Origin of the sequence: Pelomonas caseinilytica, from assembly GCF_021353235.1 — a bacterium.
Classification (GTDB): domain Bacteria; phylum Pseudomonadota; class Gammaproteobacteria; order Burkholderiales; family Burkholderiaceae_C; genus Pelomonas; species Pelomonas caseinilytica.
In genome coordinates, this window is sequence record NZ_JAJTWT010000021.1 from 13,715 (window position 1) to 30,486 (window position 16,772).

The following is a 16,772-nucleotide window of genomic DNA, read 5'->3' on the forward strand; positions in this document are numbered from 1 at the left end:
TCACCCGAAGATGCCGTGCAGGTACCAGGCGACGCTGTCGCCGAGCTTGATCTGGAACACCCAGAGCAGGCCGGCGTGCTTGGACTCGGCGACCCAGTAGTCGCGAACGACCAGGCGGCCCGTGCCCGCGTCTTCGTCCCGATCCCACCAGCCAGCCTCGATGCGCTGAGGGCCCGCGAGCAGCTGCAGCTCGCCCTGGTAGACCGGCCGGTGGTTGCGCACGGCGAGCTTCAGCGGCTCGCGCAAGGCCCAGGTCGGTTGCGGCAGCTCGGTGCTGGCCGCGGGCCGGCGCGGCAAGGGATCCGCTGCAGGCTGCCAATGCGCCATCCATTCCTGACGGTGGTCCTCATGCACCCGACAGCGCTTGATCGCGTCCGGCCCCAGGCGCGCCGCCATGCGCTCCAGCGTCAGGTGCGCCGCCTCACCCTCATGCACGGTGTCCGGCAGCAGGGACAGGTTGGCGTCACCCTGGTCGTGCACTTCGTCGGCGGTCAGCTCCAGGTCGCCGACGGGTGCAAGCAACTGCAGCTTGGCCAGGTGCTCGGCCAGCAGCCGGCACAGGTGCTCGACGTCCCGCGTCGGATCTGCCGTGCCCACGGTCAGCTGGCCGCCCGAGCCGGCGTCGCGAGTGCGCATGCTGTCGTGCCACCAGTGCAGCGTGAAGGCCGTCGTGCCGGCGTGTCGCGCCGCGAGCCAACCGCACATCTGGACCAGCAGACGGCGCGCACCTTGCAGCAGCGCCGGTGCGTGTTCGACCCGGAACGGCAGCTCCAGGCGTGCGCGAAAGGTGTCGGGCAGGACTTCCCACTCGTGCGCCTCGGGCTCGTGACCATAGGCCCGGTCCAGGGCCTGGCGCAGCTCGCGCCCGAAGCGCCGCGCCAGACCGGCACGGGGCAGCGCACGCAGATCGCCCAACGTCCGGCACCCCGTCTGCGCAAGCGTCGTGGCGTGCGGCCGCACGGCGCTCAGACTCTCCATCGGCAGCCGGTCGAGCAACTCGGCCAGCGGGCGCTTGAAGCCGTTCTCGATGTTGCAGCGCGCAAGCGCATGGGCTGCCAGGCTGGTGGAGGCCCATGCGACCTTCTGAACACCCAGCTCGGCGGCCTCCGTGACGACCCGGTCGCGCAAGGCCCGCTTGCCACCGAACAGGCGTGTGCTGGCCTCGACCTCCATCAGGACGGCGTCTTCGGAGAGCGTCACCCGGGGCGTGAACTGCAACGCCCAGACGGCCACGGCACGAAGCGCGTCAAGGCTCGGAGGCAGGGGCGTGTTCGGATCGCTCGCGCACGGCGGCAGCAGCAGGGCTGACCACAGCATGGCTGGGCTCGACAGGGATAAGGCGGCTGGGCCAGCGCAGCCGCGGGGTCATGATGTTGTTCAGGCCTCCGGGGACGGAGGGCAGCATCAAAGTCGCATCGAGCGGCGCGCCCTTGCGCTTGAGCACTTCGACGGCGATCAGCCAATCGGTGAGCACACGCACCACGACGCGCAGCGGTGCAGCCGATGCGTCACGAGCCGCGCTCAATGGTCGGCAAAGGAACACCGGGCCCTTGCAACGCCCGGCGAGGACCTGCAGCCGGCGGATCTGCTCGGCCCTCACGAGCGGCAGCCAGGCGATGGTCGCGCCGAAGCTGCCGGACTTGACGAGCTGCTCGGTGGCCCAGAGCCGGTCGCGTGGCGTGTCGACATCGACCCAGACCAGGTGGCGTTCGTCGATGCCGTCATGCCGAAGGCCGGGCGCATGGGGTGCCATCGGTGGGGCGACCAGTGCCACCGTGCGTCCGGCGCCGGTGAGGGCCGACAGCGCGGGGCTGAGCAGCCGCAGCTCGGCGACCGAGAACTGCGGAACCAGCACCTCTGTAAGTGATCCGCAGGGCCAGCCGCTGCCAGGCAGCTCCGCGTCCAGCTTGGCGAAGCCGCTGGCCAGCGTATCCGCCACAGGGCCGCCCAGCTGATCACCGCGCCACAGTGCCGCTTCGACCTGCGCAGGCAGCGGCTCGCCGAGGCTGGCGACGGCGTTCTGCGAGGGAGGAGGCAGGCTGGAGAGCGGGAGAGCAGCATCCAGCCCGGCGATGGCGGGCGGCATGGGTTGGCGAGCAAAACTGTATGTATGTACAGTATATGGAAGGCCGACTGCCGTCCAGTAGGGCAAGATGCCGTGGACGGGCAGGAGTTGGCGAGCGAGGCTTCGGACTGCCCTCAAAACCTGTGAGCCACCGTTGACGGGCCAACGCCCACTGGACGAATCCCATGTGCTATTCCGCCCAGATCCGCGCCGACTACCGCGACTACACGCGGCTCTTCGGCGCGCACCTCAGCATCAAGGAGTTCGTGAAGCTCTTCTACGGTCGGCAGGAGGCGAAGCTCAAGATTCCCAAGGCCCTGGAAGCAGCGTTCGAACACGACGCCACGACGCCGGAAGGATTGGAAATCCGCGGCCTCATCGAGGCCTTCAAGGCGGACCGGGCGATGGCGCTGGAGCAGGAACTGTTCGCGCAGCGCAAGCGCCTGGCCGATGCCGAGCGGACGGTGCAGACCAAGCAGACCAAGAGCGCGCTTGACAGCCAGCGCATCGCGACGGCCAAGATCTCGAAGGCGCGACTGGACCTTGAAGACCTGCGACGCACGGAGCTTCTCGACCGGGATTCGCGCATCTTCCCTGGCGTCTACGCGCCGGTGATGGTCGTGCGCGACGGTCAAAAGGTGGTGCTGCCGATGCGCTATCAGTGCCGGCCGGCGGGGCGGCCGGCGTCTTACGACGTTCAGTACCCCGGCACCTACAACGCCCGCCGCGACAACCTCGAGAAATTCTGGCGCGGGCACTTCGGCGTCACCCACGGAATCATGATCGTCAACGCCTTCTACGAGAACGTGAAGCGACACGACATGGAACACCGCGAGCTGGCACCTGATGAGAAGCCAGAGAACGTCGTGCTGGAGTTCAAGCCCAGTCCGCCGCAGGACATGCTGGTGGCCTGCTTGTGGTCGCACTGGACGCAGGATGGCGAGCCAGACCTGCTGTCCTTCGCCGCCATCACGGACGAGCCACCGCCCGAGGTCGCCGCGGCCGGCCACGACCGCTGCATCATCCCCATCAAGTCGGAGCATGTCGACGCGTGGCTGAACCCCGACCCGTCAAACCTCAGGGCGCTGTACGACATCCTGGATGACCGGGCGCCGGCGTACTACGAGCACCGGCTCGCAGCCTGATTCAGATTCCGGACGCCATCGAGCATTCGTTCTGGCAGATCTTGAGCAGCTACTCCACCGCCAACATCGGGCGCACCGTGAGGCTAAGGTTTTATTGAATGAAGGTCCGCAGATGAAACGTGTTCGAGTCGCCCCAGGCAAGTTCGTCACCATCTCTACCGAGCTGTCGGAGAAGGCTGCGCGCGTGTTCGCGACGGCGCTCACGCGCGACCAGGTGCGCGACCTCAAGGCCAGCGAGCCGCGACGCGCTACGGGCCTGATGGTCGGTTCGGCGAAGCCGCCGGCCCTTGCCCGGCCGACGAACGCTGTGCGACGGCTGTTGGAAAGGTCTCCTCGACTGCCCCAAGCTTCCTGCGCCGCAGAACCGGTTGACGCGGCAGCTGAAAGAACTGAACCCGAACCGACCGCAACCGGTTCGACCAGCGGGTGATCGTCCACGTTGGACGGACTGAGCAACAGCGTCGGATTACACAGCCTGAAGGAGAGCAAGGTGAGCGCGCTGCAGAAGGGCAACGCAAGCCAGACAGGCCTTGGCGGCTTCGGCGAGGGCAGCGTCGTGAAGCTCGACGGCGGCAAGCGGCTGCGGCTGGATGACCGGGTGGACTTCTGGCCAGGGACACAGGCGTGGCAGACCACTCGCGATGGCCCCGACGGCCCGGCGCAGGGCATCGGCTTCACATCGTTGCTGGCGTACCTGAAACGGGTGCGCGAGGCGGAAGGCCGTGCAGTGGAGCGACCTGTGGAGCGCGCTTCAGGCCGACAGGTGGTCTGCAACTACTGTGGCCGGCATGCCGAGCTGCATGGCGGCCTGGCGGTGTATCCGGATCGCAAGGATCTGGAGGACCGACAGTTCTGGGTGTGCTGGTCCTGCGACGCCTGGGTCGGCTGCAAGAAGGGCACGGACGAGCCGTATGGCGAGCTGGCGGACGATGAGCTGCGTGAAGCACGGATCGCAGCGCACAAGGCGTTCGACCCGATCTGGCAGAACGAACTCATGACAAAGAACGCCGCCTACTCCTGGCTTGCCGAGGTACTCGGTATCCCAGGAGAGGAATGCCAGATCGGGCTGTTGACGCTCGAGTGCTGCCGCAAGGTCCGTGACGCCGTTTGGGAGCGCTTTGGCGCCATCAGCTAGATACGGCGCGGGCAGCGTGCGGACGAACCCAGCGGAACTCCTTCACGGCGATTATCGTAATTACGATAACGCGTTACGGTAACGGTGCGGCAAGGCGGACGCTTTGATAGCGTTGCGACTCGAACGGTGAAGTTGCAACCTATCAGTAGTCACCCAGCACCGGTCGGACAACGTCCGCGCCGTTTGGCTACAGAAGGTCCTGGTCTTGGTCTGGTCGCTGTTCAACTCCCTCCATGAAATTGTTGGATGGGGAGGTTTGTCCCGAAGTGGCCCACGCGGCTGGCGACACGCGTAGCCATGGCCCCAATGTCTGCTTCAGGCAAGCGTGGCAGATATCGAGTTCGACGTGATTACCGTCGCCGAGGTCGGACCCCCAGCTCGCATCGAACCCAATCTGAAGGAAGTTGTTGAAGCCGTCGTCTACGTTGTACTGCGCTTCAACGCCGCAACGGTCGCAACGAAGCTGAAAAACAAAAGGCTGCGGACGGACGTCTTTGAACCTCATGACTGCTCCTGAGAACGCCAACAGGCGGCGGCGTCGGAAACTGCCTCCCGCTTCGGCGTCCCGAGCCGCTCGATCGAATGGGCTTCAGGTGGTCATACAGGCAAGCGAGCCACCGGTGGCCAGGGAAGCCTCGCACCCGGCTAGTCGATCTGGATTTGATCCCACGCGAACACGGTGACGTCGACGGCGTCGCCAAGGCCTAAGCTCACTGCGCCACCAGCCAAGATGTCGCGCTCGAAAGTTCGCTCCTCAGCGGGGCCCATCAGCAAGTATTGGCGTCCTGATGACGTAGTCACAAGTCCAGCCTCTGAATCGACCGCCGTGATGGCCGAAGTCACACGCACCGTGGCTCGCGTCTCGCACTGCTCGATCAAGGTCACGAGATGGTACGTGCCCGCTGGAGTTCGGATCAGTCGCCACGAGTGCACCTCCATGCGTGACTGTTTGGCCACGGGCGGGGCGTCACGGTCGTCGACGAAGAGCAAGGTACGCCGTCCGCCACTCATGCGCCAGCCTTGCCGGCCCGGCCGGCGCCATCTCCAGGGGTTGTCGAGCGCCGTGTTCCGCGCTTCTCCTGGGGGGCATGCTCCCGACTGCCTGGCTCGACTCTCAGGACGAGAGTCCTTGCCATCGGCTCGACGTGTTGTGGCATTAGGCCGCAGTCAAAAGTCTGGCCAGCAGCGTCGCGGAGCAAGACGCTATCGCCGCCTTCCGAACTGCACGTCCACACCTCCAGGATCTCGCGCGCGGACCATTGACCGTTGGGTGACTGCCAACCCGGCGTGAGACACACGATGCCCTTCACCCGCTCGGCTTCCAAAGAGCCGAGAACGTCAGCGAGTTCGCGGTCCCAGGCGATGCAGAGGGTACGAACGAAGAAGGCGTCGGGTTCGTCCGGCGCGTTGATCTCTACGGAAAGCAGGAACCATGGAAGATGCGCAGTGAGCTCCATCATTCGCCAGCACCGCGTGCCGGGCTCTTCCAACCCCGAAGGAAGCGGGTACGCATACTGTGGGCGGGATACGAACATCGATGTCACGGCTGGCAAATTCGCCTATGGGTTGTGGTGCAGCGCATTCTTCGAGCCGGCTGGGCGTATGCAAATTCTTGATACGGGGAACCGCTCGGGTACCGTTCGAGGCTGAGAGAGCCCCATGTCCAAATCCCTGTACAGCCGCCATAACGAAGCCTTCCTGAAGAAGCTCAAAGGTCTCCGCGAGTCGCGCCAGTTGCGTCAAGCGGATTTGGGCGAGCGACTCGGCCGCAGTCAGGGCTGGGTCAGCTATGTCGAGAGCGGCGCCACTACCTTAAACGTCATCGAGTTGCGACAGTGGATCGAGGCGCTGGACTACGACTTCATGGCGTTCCTGCAAGACCTCGACGACGAGTTGCGCTGGCTGAGCACCGGACAACCGGGTCACGGCGTCCACCGCAAGCGACCGCCTTCGCAAGCCAACGGCCGGCGCTCGTCGGACGACAAGTGAGGCTGCGGCGATCAGTGTCGGGTCGTCCGAGCTGCCACCGCAAGACGCTGATTCACCCGCTCCATGAACGCGTCAAGGCATGAGCCGCAGGCTTGACACCAGTGAAACAGCTCGACGACGTTCAATGGTCGACAGCCACTCTCACTGTGGTCCACGTCGACGACTTGGATGCCAATCTGCTCCGCCAGTGCACACCGGCTCAGTCCCGCAGTTATGCGCAGATCGACTAGCTCGGCACCGATAGCAGCGGCTGCCGCACTGACCTTCCGACTCACACGCTCCGCCGACGCTCGCGCGCACCGAGGCGCAAGTTCGTGAACGAGGCTATCTCCTCGCTTACCACCGCCAGTAGCTTGTTGACCTCAGACGCGCTTCCCTTCTCACAGAAAGACAACGTGAGGAGGGTCAATGGATGAACATCCATCGTCTGTGCCAACTGGGCGACCTTCAAGATCGACGGGACAGCCCCTTGGTTCTCTAAGCGACTCATGTAGGTGCGCCCGGAAACCTCGTCGAAATCCTCCTGAGACAGCCCACGCTGCAGCCGAACTGCGCGTAGCGCTTGGCCAAAGTTGGGTGGTGCTGACTTGAGACTCATCGCGGGTCGTTTCCGGCCCGCATTGGCGCACCATGCACCTTAAAGGACTACACCTTATAAGGTGCGTTAGCGTGGGTGTCGCCCCACCGAAGGCAGCCGGCGCGGGGAAATCTCGCGGGGCAGACCGAACGACTCGTGGACGGCGATCACGCAGGTACCGCGAGCGATCACCGGGTTCGACGCTCGCCGGCATGAAACAACTGTTGATATCGACAGTACACTGGAGGAAACTCCGACTGGCGGATTCCTCCAGTCCGGCTCGCTCGACTTCTAGAATCGGCGCATGAAAAGCACAACGGGCAGCAAGGGGGGGCCACCGGCCCACTTCTCCGGGCATGAGACGTTTCCGCTACGGCAGATGTGGCTCAAGAAGGCTTTTGACGAAGCGACCGATGGGGGATTTATCCGCAAGTCAACGTTCGCCGACGAGAACGCGATCGCCTCCTTCGGCGTCGGCAAGAACATGGTCGCGTCTATCAGGCATTGGGCCCTTGCTTGTGGGGTCATGTATGAAGCAGATGATGGCTTCCGCATCAGCCGCCTTGCCGCAGAAATCCTTCAGGACGGGGGGCTCGACCCCTATGCGGAAAGCCCATCGACCGCATGGTTGGCCCATTGGCAGCTCGCGGGCCACTGCTTCCGCTCAACTACTTGGCATTGGCTTTTTAACCATGTGACTGCACCTACTTTCACGCGCCAAGAGCTCGAAGAGCCCCTCGCTCGCTACGCCAGGGAACTTGATCCCAAGCACCGCCTTTCGGCGTCGACGATCTCTCGAGATTTGGAGACGTGCCTTCGCAGCTATGCCCCACGCGCGGCCGGCGGCTCACCTGAAGACTTCGCCGAGCCACTGCTGGGCGAATTGGGCCTGTTGCAGGAAGTGCACAAGGGCCAATACGCCTTCCGCCGCGGACCCAAGGCCTCTCTGCATGACGGCGTCTTCGCGTATGCCCTCGTCGACTTTTGGGACAAGACGGCCAAGGGTCAAAGCTCCCTAGCCTTCGAAGCAGTAGCCTACGCAGAGGGCTCCCCTGGGCGGGTCTTCAAACTCGATGAGGAGTCGGTCGCCCAACGGCTGATTGGCCTCTCCGACACTACCGGGCGAAAGCTCGAATGGACCGACTCCGCGGGTCTCAGGCAGGTCCACCGCAAGGAGCTGTCCAAAGAAGAAATTAAGAACATGATCAGGCGCGCCTATGAGTGACAAGAAGCACCTGATGCTGTCGGACATCGTCCAAATCTCGCGCCAATACCAGCGCTCCATCCGCGTCGACGCCGACATTGGCCGAGCCGACGCCCTCGCCGGCTACATCTGCCATGCGACGGCAGCCTCCGTGGTCGACGGCATGTGCAAGCAGCTCGCGGGCACTAACCAACGATGCTTCACCTGGACGGGCCCCTTCGGCGGCGGCAAGAGCTCGCTGGCTGTGGCCTTGGCGAGTGCGCTGCACCCCGACAAGAACCTGCGGACTAAGGCACGCGATGCGCTGCGCTTGGATTCCAAGCCCGCTTTCGACAAGACCTTCCCCGTGCGCAAGGGATGGCTTCTCGTGCCGGCGGTGGGCCGGCGGGGAAGCGTGGTCTCTGAGCTGCATGCGTCTCTGCGCCGCGCGCAGGGCCGCAACGTCGACGGCCGCAGTAAGCCGACCGCCCAATCGTTGATCGCCGAACTTCTCGAAGAGGCCAAGAGCCGCCCGCATGACGGCGCGCTGGTCATCATCGACGAGATGGGCAAGTTCCTGGAGGCCTCCGCCCTGGGCTCCGGGGACGATGTCTACTTCTTCCAGGAACTGGCTGAAGCCGCCGCGCGCTCCGAAGGCCGCCTGGTGGTCGTGGGGGTGCTGCATCAGTCCTTCGCCCAGTATTCGGCCCGGCTGGGCATCGACACCAGAGACGACTGGGCCAAGGTCCAAGGCCGCTATGTCGACCTGCCCTTCGTGGCCGCGAGCGACGAAGTGGTCGAACTCATCGGCCGCGCGATCGAAGCCAAGATGCGCCCCGACTGGATGGCCGACGCCTCCGTCGCCATCGCCGAGGCGATCCGCTCGCGCCGGCCCGCCGTGGGCAAGGACTTCGCCAAGGCCTTGGAGGCCTGCTGGCCGCTGCATCCGGCCATGGCCGCGCTGCTGGGCCCGATCTCCAAGCGGCAGTTCGGCCAAAACGAGCGCAGCACCTTCGGCTTCTTGTCGTCGGTGGAGCCGCATGGCTTCCGCTCCTACCTGAACTCAACGCTCAAGGACGAGGCGAGCTGGTATCGACCGAGCGATTACTGGGACTACCTGCGCTCGAACTTGGAGCCGGCGATCCTGGCCTCGCCTGACGGGCATCGCTGGTCGCAGGCCGTCGAAGCGGTCGAGCGGGCCGAAGCCAGGACGGGCGATGCCTTGCTCGTGTCGATGATCAAGAACATCGCGGTCATCGACCTCTTCCGGAACGGGTCGGGACTGGCGGCCGACGCCACGGTGATCGACGCCCTCTTCTACGACAGGACTCGCGAGCAGCTTGACGAGGCGCTCAAAAGGCTCTCCGATCTCAAGGTCGCCCTCTACAAGAGCTACACCGGCGCTTGGTCGGTGTTCGAGGGCAGCGACTTCGACATCGACGCCGCCATCGCCCAAGCCCTGGCCGCCTCGCCTGGCATCGACTACGCGCGTCTGGCGCAGCTCATGGGCCTGCATCCCGTGGTGGCTAAGCGCCACTACCACGAGACCGGCTCAATGCGCTGGATGGAACTCTCGCTGTGCAGCATCGAACAAGCCGAGAAGGTCGCTGCCGATTACCGCCCCAAGAAGGGCGAGTTCGGCGCCTTCATCCTCGCGCTGCCAAGCAAGGGCATGAAGCCCAGAGACGCAAGGAAGCGAGCGCAAGCCTGCGCCAAGCTTCGCCCCTGGCCGGTGATGATCGGCATTCCTGAGAATCACGCGCGCATCGCCGAGCTCTCGGCTGAGTTGGTGGCATTAGAGCAAGTGAAGGATCGCCACGAGCTCTCGGGCGACGCCGTCGCCCGCCGCGAGGTGTACGCCCGACTAGCCGCGACTCGCGCCGACCTGGAAGACCAGCTGCAAGCCGCCGTGTCGCTGGCGAAGTGGCACGACGGCTCGGATGAAGTCGTGGAGCCTGGCACCAAGCTCTCGCCCGTGGCCTCGGAACTGGCCGACAAGCTCTTCGCTCACTCGCCCCCTGTATGGAGCGAACTGGTCAACCGCGACAGCGTGTCAAGCAACAGCGTGAGGGCGCGGGGCGACCTGCTGCACGCGATGATCAACGCCGAAGGCCAAGAGGCCTTGGGCTTCGAAGGCTACCCGGCCGAGCGCGGCCTCTACGACACGCTACTCAAACGCACCGAGCTGCATCGCCAAGACGCCTCAGGTGCATGGCGATGCATGCCGCCGGGCCACGGCTTCGCCGTAGGCTTCGAGCCGCTGTGGGAAGCCACCCGCGCGCTTTTCGCGGATGCCGACGCCCGCATCGGAGCCCACGAGATCTACGCGCTGTGGAGCGCGCCGCCGTTTGGCATGAAGCTTGGCATCCAGCCGGTGATCCTCACAGCCTTCCTGCTCGCTCACAAGGCCAACATTGCCGTCTACAAAGACGGGATGTTTGTGCCCCGACTAACCGACTTCGACATCGACGAGTGCCTGCAAGACCCCGACCGCTTCTCGCTTCGATGGGTGGCCATCGACGAGGACAAAAACAGGATCCTTGAAGGGATTTCGAAGCTGCTGGCCGAGATCGGCGAGAACGCCGGCGCGGCCGACCCGCTCGAGGCTGCCCGCGGCTTGGTGGCGATGGTCTTCAACTTGCCAGAGTGGGCGCGCCGGACCTCGCGGCTGGGACAGACCGCCAAGGACATGCGCGACATGCTCTTGAAGGCCAGCGACCCGCACAAGGTCTTGTTCGTCGACCTGGCGTCTCTTCTGGGCGCCGCCGACGGCAAGGCCTACGTGAAGGCGCTGCGCGCGCCGCTGCAGGAACTCGCCGGCGCTTACGGCAAGATGCTTTCGGGAGTCGAAGCCAAGATGCTCTCCGCCCTCGACGCGAGCCGCGACGACCTTGAGGCCCTACGCGAGCGGGCTAAGTCGGTCTCCGGCATCTCGGGCGATTTCCAGATGGATGCCTTCGCTACGCGCCTGGCCAACTACGACGGATCGCGCGCCTCGCTCGAAGGCATCCTGGCCCTGGCGGCCGAAAGGCCTCCTCGCGACTGGGTGGACCGCCATATCGATGCAGCCGTATTGGAGCTGGCCAAGCTCGCCCGGCGCTTCCGCGAGTCGGAGGCTTTCGCGGCCGTGCAGGGGCGCAAGGCGCACAGCGAAGCCATCGCGATCGTCATCGGCGCGGGCGCCGACACGAAGACCATCTCGCGCTCATTCGCGATCTCTGATCGCCATCGCAAGACTGTGGAGGCCAAAGCCGACGAGCTCGCCTCGATGCTCGAAGGCCAAGGCTTGGGGTCCGACGTATTGCTGGCGATCTTGGCCAAGGCCGGGATGAAGCTGGCGTCCATCGACAAGGAGGCGGCCAATGGCTGAGCGGCATGTTCTGGGGATCTCAGGCGGAAAGGACAGCGCAGCGCTCGCCGTTTACATGGCCGCCAAGCACCCTGAGCTCGACATCGACTACTTCTACACCGACACCGGCGAAGAGCTCCCCGAGGTCTACGAGTTCCTTGCCAAGCTCGAAGGCAAGCTGCACAAGCCGATCCTGCGGCTGAACCCCAATCGCGACTTCAAGTTTTGGCTGCGCCAATACAACCATTTCCTGCCCAATCCAAATTCGCGTTGGTGTACCCGGAAGTTGAAGCTAGCTCCGTTCGAGGAGTGGGTTCGGCCGATGCTGGCAGCCGGCGACAAGGTCACGTCCTACGTCGCGATTCGGGCAGATGAAGATTACCGAGAGGGCTATGCAGCCAAGGCGGAGAACCTCTTCGTCAAGCTGCCGTTCCGCGAGGCCGGCATCGACAAGGCAGGGGTCATCGACATCTTGGAGAACTCCGGCGTCGGCTACCCCAAGTATTACGAGTGGCGTTCTCGCAGCGGCTGCACCTTCTGCTTCTTCCAGCAGAAGATCGAATGGGTACGCCTCCGCGAGAGGCATCCAGACGCCTACGAGGCCGCCAAGGCCTTGGAGAAGGACGCGTTGGAGCACGGCTCGCCCTTCACTTGGTCCAAAGGAGAGTCGCTCTCCGACATGGAACGCCCGGAGCGCGTGGCGGAGATTGAAGCCGAGTACGAGATCCGCCGCGCACGCATCCGCAAGAGCATTCCCCTCAATCCCTTGCGACCGGTCAAGGCCTGCCCCGAGGACATCGATGACGTGTATGGTGTTGATGAAGGCAACGGCTCCTGCGCCGTCTGCCACAAGTAGGCTGGAGACTGCCGCACGCACCGTCCCCGAGGCATCCACCGTCCCCGTTAGGGGTGCTTCTCGAACACGAAAGTCAATTGGGCGCCACCCTGCCCGATGTCACCCCGCACAAGGCCGGTGTAGGCGTTGCGAAGTGACTCGCACTCCCGCACGCGAACTCGCAAACCACCAGGCAGCTCGACTGCTGATGCCCAGCCACGACGCAGGGCTCCGGACAGCAGATCGGCGTCGAGCTCAAGTCCGATTGTGGTCGCATGGTGGACGAGCCAGAGCGCCGTCTCGATAGACGCACTGTCCTCGAGGCTATAGCGGTCGCCGTCGCGCATCACGGAGAAGACCTTCGCGGGTTTCTGTGCTTCGGTGGACTCCTTGTCGATCAACGCCATCTTCCCGCCTGGGAACGTGGCGAACTGCAAGAACACCTTGGCCTTGAGCAAGCCTGGTCGAATCATCTTCTGCGATGCGGGCCGGGACATCTGATTGGTGGTGGCCGCAACCACGTGGTTGGTGATGTCGCTGCGCAGGCGACCTGCGACACGCCAGCCCTGCTCCCGCGCTCGCGCAAGGAACTCCCGAAGCGGCATGGCGAGAAGCTCTCCCACGTTAACTTGAAGGTCGAACTCGCGTTCTTCGGCCCCGAGCCCGACACGCAAGCTCTTCGCGACCAAGTCCGTGGTCTTCACTATCGGGTTGGATGCAGCCCGCAGCTCGCTCGCGGTCGCTCTCGCGAACACCAGGGTGCGGGAAGCATCCCCATCCCGGCTGATGCCATTCAGGTCACACTGCTGCGTGATGTGCAACAGGCAAAGACTTCCATCGCCGATCTGCTCCTGAACCAGGACACTGCCAAACGGCAACAAGCGGCTGATGCGCCTCGCTGCTTCAGCGTCCCCCCCCTCCACGCCAGTAAAGCTTGCTGGGAGCGCCGATCCAAACCACGTGAAGTGGGAAACGAACGAACGCGCAGTCTTGACGTCCGCCAATGGCGACATCAACCGGTGTTCGATCTTTCCATCTGCGCTGAGTTGGGCACGAAACTGCTTGTCGAGCTCCGCCACGCTCCGACCAACCTGTATCTGCGATTCGACATGGAACAAGTGTTCTCGGCTGAGAAACTCGTTCAGGTGCTCATCGTAGGGATCGTCATCGCTGATCGAGGCCAAGTGGATCTGCTGCATCGCCGATGCGTCGAGGTTCCACAACGTGCGGGCAGTCTTCGCCTTCGCGGCATCGAGCGCCTCGAGCCACGCCGCCATGAAACGCCTCAGCGCATGTGCCACGTGCTTCTGTCGGTCCAGTTGCTTGAACGCCAGCGTCAAACCGGATGCCCGAAACTCCGGCTCCATCAAAGCGTCTTTGGGAAGCACCATCAGGCCCGCAGCACTGATACCGGCATGCTCGCTGAATCCCAGCTTGGACTGCTCCAACTCGGGGTGCGAAGACATCAGCACCAGAGGCGGAAGGACCGCTTCTCCAGCGTCGATGGCCAGTTTTCTCAGGTAGTCCTGCACGACGCGAACAGGGGACGCCTCACCTTGCTCAAGGAACAGGTCCAGGAAGACTGCTGCGCAATGCGCTAAGTCATCAAAACCTGGCCGCGGCCCCGGCAGGAACCGCAAATCAAACGCCGGCGCCGGGAAGGCCTCCTGGAAGACCTGCTTCAGATTCGCCGCCCATCTGGCCCTGACCAGGAACGGGCTAAGCAAGTCCTGAAGAAGCTTCCCCGCAATCCGATCGAACTCCGGCGCCAGCAACACACGTGACACGGCGTCCTCGCCAGTGAGGTAGGCCGACGCTGCATCGAGATCCCAATCGTCCGCAGCCAGCCCCTCCACCGCCCTGGCCACATCCCAAAGGTTGTTAAACGTCGGATCGTTGATGTCCTCGATCGTGTTGTAGAAATCTCCGGCCAGACGCCGCACATGAGCCCGGGTCAACTGGCAGAGTTCGTCATCGACTACCAAAATGACCTTGGGGTCCGACGGCGGAAGTGGTTCCTCTTGCGCTTGTTCGACAGCGTGGAACTGTGGGTCGGCATCACCGACCTCCGCGCCTGCACCGCCCTCGCCTTGTGCGTTCTGATCGATCACGCTTCACCCTCCCTGGGCAGCTCAAGGACGAACGTTCGGAGCCGCCCATCGGCCTCGCCGCTCGCATCAAGATGTAGTTTTCCGCCGTGGTACTCGACCAGTTCACGTGCGATGTACAGGCCGAGCCCCTTGCCTCTCTTTCTCATGCTGAAGTAGGGCCGGAAGATGGACTCGCCATGCGACGGGTCAATGCCAGGTCCGTTGTCGGTGACCATGACAACGCTCGCACGGGTATCGAGCTCGACGACGATGCGCCGCCGATCCTCTCCGCGCTTGAGCCCCTGCTGGACCCAGTACACCGAGTTGGTCAACAGGTTCTCCAGGACCTGCGCGATCAGTCCGCGCACCAGACGAACCTCGTAGACCTGCGATATCGCCGGCTCGCCGTCGACCAGCACCTCGCACTCGACCGAATGACGCTGAAACCGCGCCTCGAAGCCGCTGACGACGGTCTTCAGTTGCGCGACGACGTTGAACTTCTCCCGACGGTTGCGTCCAGACGGGCTCAGCACGTCCACGGAGCTGATCCGCTTGCTGGTGGCCTTTATCTGTGACTGCAGATTGTCGATCAGTCCCACTAGAGGCGCGTCAGCCGCCGTGGCCTTGCGCAGGCTGAGCAGCAAATCGCCCGTGCTCTGCGTCAGCCGGGTCAGTTCGTGAACAACGATCTCCACCACCAATCCGATGTTCGCCAGCTCAAGCAGTTCGACCCTCGTCTCGCGCGCAAGCTGCAGCGCCCCCCTGATGGTCTCCACGTACTCGACCTGCGACTGCAGCGCTCGGCGCACGTCTTCGATCTGCGGCTGCACTGACGACGGAACGGCTCGGGCGATCTCCTCGACGGTCTGCAGCGTGTTCTTCAGCGAAACCTCGGATCGCTTCAGGCTCTCCTCTGCCGATTCCTCCTCGATCGCCTGTTTGACCTCGACCTGCTTGATCGCGTCGATATGAGAGCGCAGGTCGCTGACGATGATGTCGCCAAGCAGCCCGACCAAGAGCGTCTGTTCAGGGCAGGAAATCAAGCGCTCCCGATTCGCAGCGTCGATGAGCCGCGGGTTGCCCTTCGAGGTGATGGAGACGGCACCCACGGTTTGGTACCGGTTCAGCATGAAACCCTTGGTCTTCAGCGCCTTGCCGTCCCACTCCAGCCAATCGTCTTCCATGCCGCCGGTCTGGCCGACCCGGAACCCGTCCCGATAGACCGCGAAGCCACCGCACCACACGTTGAGCTCTGCGAGCATCCGGGACTTGGGGTGCTCCACGGTTCCGACGAGCAGCTTGCGGTTGAACCAGTAGCATGAAGCGGTGAACGGACCGAGGTTGCGGCAGGTCTCCACAGGCACCCCCACCAGCGCGGCAAGCTCATCCAGAGTCCAGGTCCGGGTCTCCGCGCTCGATCCCCCCTTCCAGGTCACTTCCCGGCGCAGTGCCACCGAACGCGTGTCGGCGAGGTCCGGTGTGAAGCTGATCTCGCACCGGAACTGCGCTACATCGAGCAACCACGAGGGAATGGGCGTGATCGGGAGTCGATGGCCGTTCAGCAGAACATCGATCGGATAGGGGCGCCGGGGTTTAGCGAACGGATCTTGGAGGCGGCGGACGTATTTGTTCAGGAACTCGTTCACCTTCGCGGCGGACCAGTTGGCCAACAGTTCGGTGACGTGGATATCCGTCCCTTTCACAGACTCATCGGCTGCCTCGCCTTCCTGGACTTCGAAGAGCACATCGCCCAGTTCAGCACCAGGAGCGTCGAACTTCTTCCAGTCGAAGTCGATCGAATTCCAAGACTCCGCGCCAGCCTTCTTCGAACGGACCACCGCCCGCTGCCCCAGCTTCATCATCGAGAGCCGCCCGATGCCCTTCTCGCCCAGGATGGTTCGATCCGCCTGCGCCTTTTCGATCAGCTTGTTGGGGGTCCCCACCATCATGAACTTGTCGCGCAGATCATCGGCTGACATGCCCGAACCTGTGTCGGCGACCTCGATCCAAAAGTCATGACGAAGAAAAGCGTCGAGGTACCGGGTCAGCGCCACCACGGAGGTCCCATGCTCCTTGAACTGCTGCAGCGCACTGACTCGCTGCTCGATGGTCAGATCCGAGGACAACGTCTTCTCAAGCCGCTCAAGCGCGACCTGCACGGACACGCGGCCCGTCGAAAGCTGCTCTCGGACAAGCGCTACAGCGGCCGAATCGGCGGGCGCCGATATCGCGACGGTCGTGCGCGGCGACTTGGCGTCAAAGCCGTTCTTGATGAGCTCGTACAGCGCCATCTCGTCCGACGTGATCAGCTCCGCCCCGAGCTGCCGCATCGCGCGAGCTGCAATTCGAAACGGCTGCGGCCGTCGAGTCTCTTCAGTCATGCATCACCTCGGCGCTCTTCTGA

15 protein-coding genes are annotated in these 16,772 nt (G+C 63.9%); 7 read left to right on the forward strand and 8 right to left on the reverse strand.

What is annotated here, in order from left to right:
* Together LXT12_RS25990 and imuA are read right to left on the reverse strand one after the other, a co-directional pair.
* Positions 1-1,317: a Y-family DNA polymerase gene (locus LXT12_RS25990; protein WP_233395344.1), complete on the reverse strand. Its 1,317-nt coding sequence runs from the start codon at positions 1,315-1,317 to the stop codon at positions 1-3.
* Positions 1,247-2,086 (reverse strand): translesion DNA synthesis-associated protein ImuA, encoded by an 840-nt coding sequence (gene imuA / locus LXT12_RS25995; RefSeq protein WP_233395346.1) that lies wholly within the window; start codon positions 2,084-2,086, stop codon positions 1,247-1,249. Before imuA ends, LXT12_RS25990 begins: the two co-directional genes overlap by 71 nt.
* A 164-nt stretch (positions 2,087-2,250) precedes the next feature.
* Here imuA and LXT12_RS26000 point away from each other — a divergent pair, with 164 nt between their 5' ends.
* The 3 genes from LXT12_RS26000 (at position 2,251) to LXT12_RS26010 (ending at position 4,345) form a co-directional block, all read left to right on the forward strand.
* Positions 2,251-3,210: an SOS response-associated peptidase family protein gene (locus tag LXT12_RS26000; RefSeq protein ID WP_233395347.1), complete on the forward strand. Its 960-nt coding sequence runs from the start codon at positions 2,251-2,253 to the stop codon at positions 3,208-3,210.
* Positions 3,211-3,322: 112 nt separating this feature from the next.
* Positions 3,323-3,640: a hypothetical protein gene (locus LXT12_RS26005; protein ID WP_233395350.1), complete on the forward strand. Its 318-nt coding sequence runs from the start codon at positions 3,323-3,325 to the stop codon at positions 3,638-3,640.
* 60 nt (positions 3,641-3,700) lie between these two features.
* A complete protein-coding gene (locus LXT12_RS26010; protein ID WP_233395351.1) occupies positions 3,701-4,345 on the forward strand; it encodes a zinc-finger-containing protein in 645 nt (214 codons plus the stop codon).
* A gap of 187 nt (positions 4,346-4,532) precedes the next feature.
* Here the strand turns inward: LXT12_RS26010 and LXT12_RS26015 are convergent, their stop codons facing one another.
* The 3 genes from LXT12_RS26015 to LXT12_RS26025 all read right to left on the reverse strand — a co-directional run bounded on the left by LXT12_RS26015 (position 4,533) and on the right by LXT12_RS26025 (position 5,805).
* Positions 4,533-4,850 (reverse strand): hypothetical protein, encoded by a 318-nt coding sequence (locus LXT12_RS26015; RefSeq protein ID WP_233395353.1) that lies wholly within the window; start codon positions 4,848-4,850, stop codon positions 4,533-4,535.
* Between the two features lie 140 nt (positions 4,851-4,990).
* Positions 4,991-5,335, reverse strand: a complete 345-nt coding sequence (locus LXT12_RS26020) for a hypothetical protein (protein WP_233395354.1) — start codon at positions 5,333-5,335, stop codon at positions 4,991-4,993.
* Positions 5,336-5,352: 17 nt separating this feature from the next.
* Positions 5,353-5,805, reverse strand: coding sequence for a hypothetical protein (locus LXT12_RS26025; RefSeq protein WP_233395356.1), 453 nt, complete (start codon positions 5,803-5,805; stop codon positions 5,353-5,355).
* A 199-nt stretch (positions 5,806-6,004) separates the two neighbouring features.
* Here LXT12_RS26025 and LXT12_RS26030 point away from each other — a divergent pair, with 199 nt between their 5' ends.
* Positions 6,005-6,334, forward strand: a complete 330-nt coding sequence (locus LXT12_RS26030) for a helix-turn-helix domain-containing protein (protein ID WP_233395358.1) — start codon at positions 6,005-6,007, stop codon at positions 6,332-6,334.
* A 271-nt stretch (positions 6,335-6,605) separates the two neighbouring features.
* Here the strand turns inward: LXT12_RS26030 and LXT12_RS26035 are convergent, their stop codons facing one another.
* On the reverse strand, positions 6,606-6,932 hold the full coding sequence (locus LXT12_RS26035; RefSeq protein WP_233395359.1) for a helix-turn-helix domain-containing protein: 327 nt from the start codon (positions 6,930-6,932) through the stop codon (positions 6,606-6,608).
* A 283-nt stretch (positions 6,933-7,215) separates the two neighbouring features.
* Here LXT12_RS26035 and LXT12_RS26040 point away from each other — a divergent pair, with 283 nt between their 5' ends.
* From LXT12_RS26040 to LXT12_RS26050, 3 genes are read left to right on the forward strand one after another with little or no spacing between them, the layout of a single operon-like run.
* Positions 7,216-8,136: a DUF4007 family protein gene (locus tag LXT12_RS26040; RefSeq protein WP_233395361.1), complete on the forward strand. Its 921-nt coding sequence runs from the start codon at positions 7,216-7,218 to the stop codon at positions 8,134-8,136.
* Positions 8,129-11,464 (forward strand): ATP-binding protein, encoded by a 3,336-nt coding sequence (locus LXT12_RS26045; RefSeq protein WP_233395363.1) that lies wholly within the window; start codon positions 8,129-8,131, stop codon positions 11,462-11,464. The genes LXT12_RS26040 and LXT12_RS26045 overlap by 8 nt, the downstream gene beginning before the upstream one ends.
* Positions 11,457-12,299 carry a phosphoadenosine phosphosulfate reductase family protein gene (locus tag LXT12_RS26050; RefSeq protein WP_233395364.1) on the forward strand — a complete coding sequence of 281 codons (843 nt, stop codon included), beginning with the start codon at positions 11,457-11,459 and terminating at the stop codon, positions 12,297-12,299. Before LXT12_RS26045 ends, LXT12_RS26050 begins: the two co-directional genes overlap by 8 nt.
* A 47-nt stretch (positions 12,300-12,346) precedes the next feature.
* On the opposite strand, the gene LXT12_RS26055 is transcribed toward LXT12_RS26050, so the two are convergent.
* The gene (locus tag LXT12_RS26055) at positions 12,347-14,389 is read right to left on the reverse strand and encodes a hypothetical protein (protein WP_233395366.1); all 2,043 of its coding nucleotides are present in this window, start codon (positions 14,387-14,389) and stop codon (positions 12,347-12,349) included.
* Positions 14,386-16,749 (reverse strand): sensor histidine kinase, encoded by a 2,364-nt coding sequence (locus LXT12_RS26060; RefSeq protein ID WP_233395368.1) that lies wholly within the window; start codon positions 16,747-16,749, stop codon positions 14,386-14,388. Before LXT12_RS26060 ends, LXT12_RS26055 begins: the two co-directional genes overlap by 4 nt.
* Positions 16,750-16,772 lie beyond the last annotated feature (23 nt).

What these genes read in the sequence shown, in the direction of transcription:
- LXT12_RS26015 (WP_233395353.1), bottom strand. Translation starts at nt 4,850, where the DNA reads ATGAGGTTCAAAGACGTCCGTCCGCAGCCTTTTGTTTTTCAGCTTCGT.
- LXT12_RS26030 (WP_233395358.1), top strand. Translation starts at nt 6,005, where the DNA reads ATGTCCAAATCCCTGTACAGCCGCCATAACGAAGCCTTCCTGAAGAAG.
- LXT12_RS26040 (WP_233395361.1), top strand. Translation starts at nt 7,216, where the DNA reads ATGAAAAGCACAACGGGCAGCAAGGGGGGGCCACCGGCCCACTTCTCC.
- LXT12_RS26045 (WP_233395363.1), top strand. Translation starts at nt 8,129, where the DNA reads ATGAGTGACAAGAAGCACCTGATGCTGTCGGACATCGTCCAAATCTCG.
- LXT12_RS26005 (WP_233395350.1), top strand. Translation starts at nt 3,323, where the DNA reads ATGAAACGTGTTCGAGTCGCCCCAGGCAAGTTCGTCACCATCTCTACC.
- LXT12_RS26050 (WP_233395364.1), top strand. Translation starts at nt 11,457, where the DNA reads ATGGCTGAGCGGCATGTTCTGGGGATCTCAGGCGGAAAGGACAGCGCA.
- LXT12_RS25990 (WP_233395344.1), bottom strand. Translation starts at nt 1,317, where the DNA reads ATGCTGTGGTCAGCCCTGCTGCTGCCGCCGTGCGCGAGCGATCCGAAC.
- imuA (WP_233395346.1), bottom strand. Translation starts at nt 2,086, where the DNA reads ATGCCGCCCGCCATCGCCGGGCTGGATGCTGCTCTCCCGCTCTCCAGC.
- LXT12_RS26000 (WP_233395347.1), top strand. Translation starts at nt 2,251, where the DNA reads ATGTGCTATTCCGCCCAGATCCGCGCCGACTACCGCGACTACACGCGG.
- LXT12_RS26025 (WP_233395356.1), bottom strand. Translation starts at nt 5,805, where the DNA reads ATGATGGAGCTCACTGCGCATCTTCCATGGTTCCTGCTTTCCGTAGAG.
- LXT12_RS26035 (WP_233395359.1), bottom strand. Translation starts at nt 6,932, where the DNA reads ATGAGTCTCAAGTCAGCACCACCCAACTTTGGCCAAGCGCTACGCGCA.
- LXT12_RS26060 (WP_233395368.1), bottom strand. Translation starts at nt 16,749, where the DNA reads ATGACTGAAGAGACTCGACGGCCGCAGCCGTTTCGAATTGCAGCTCGC.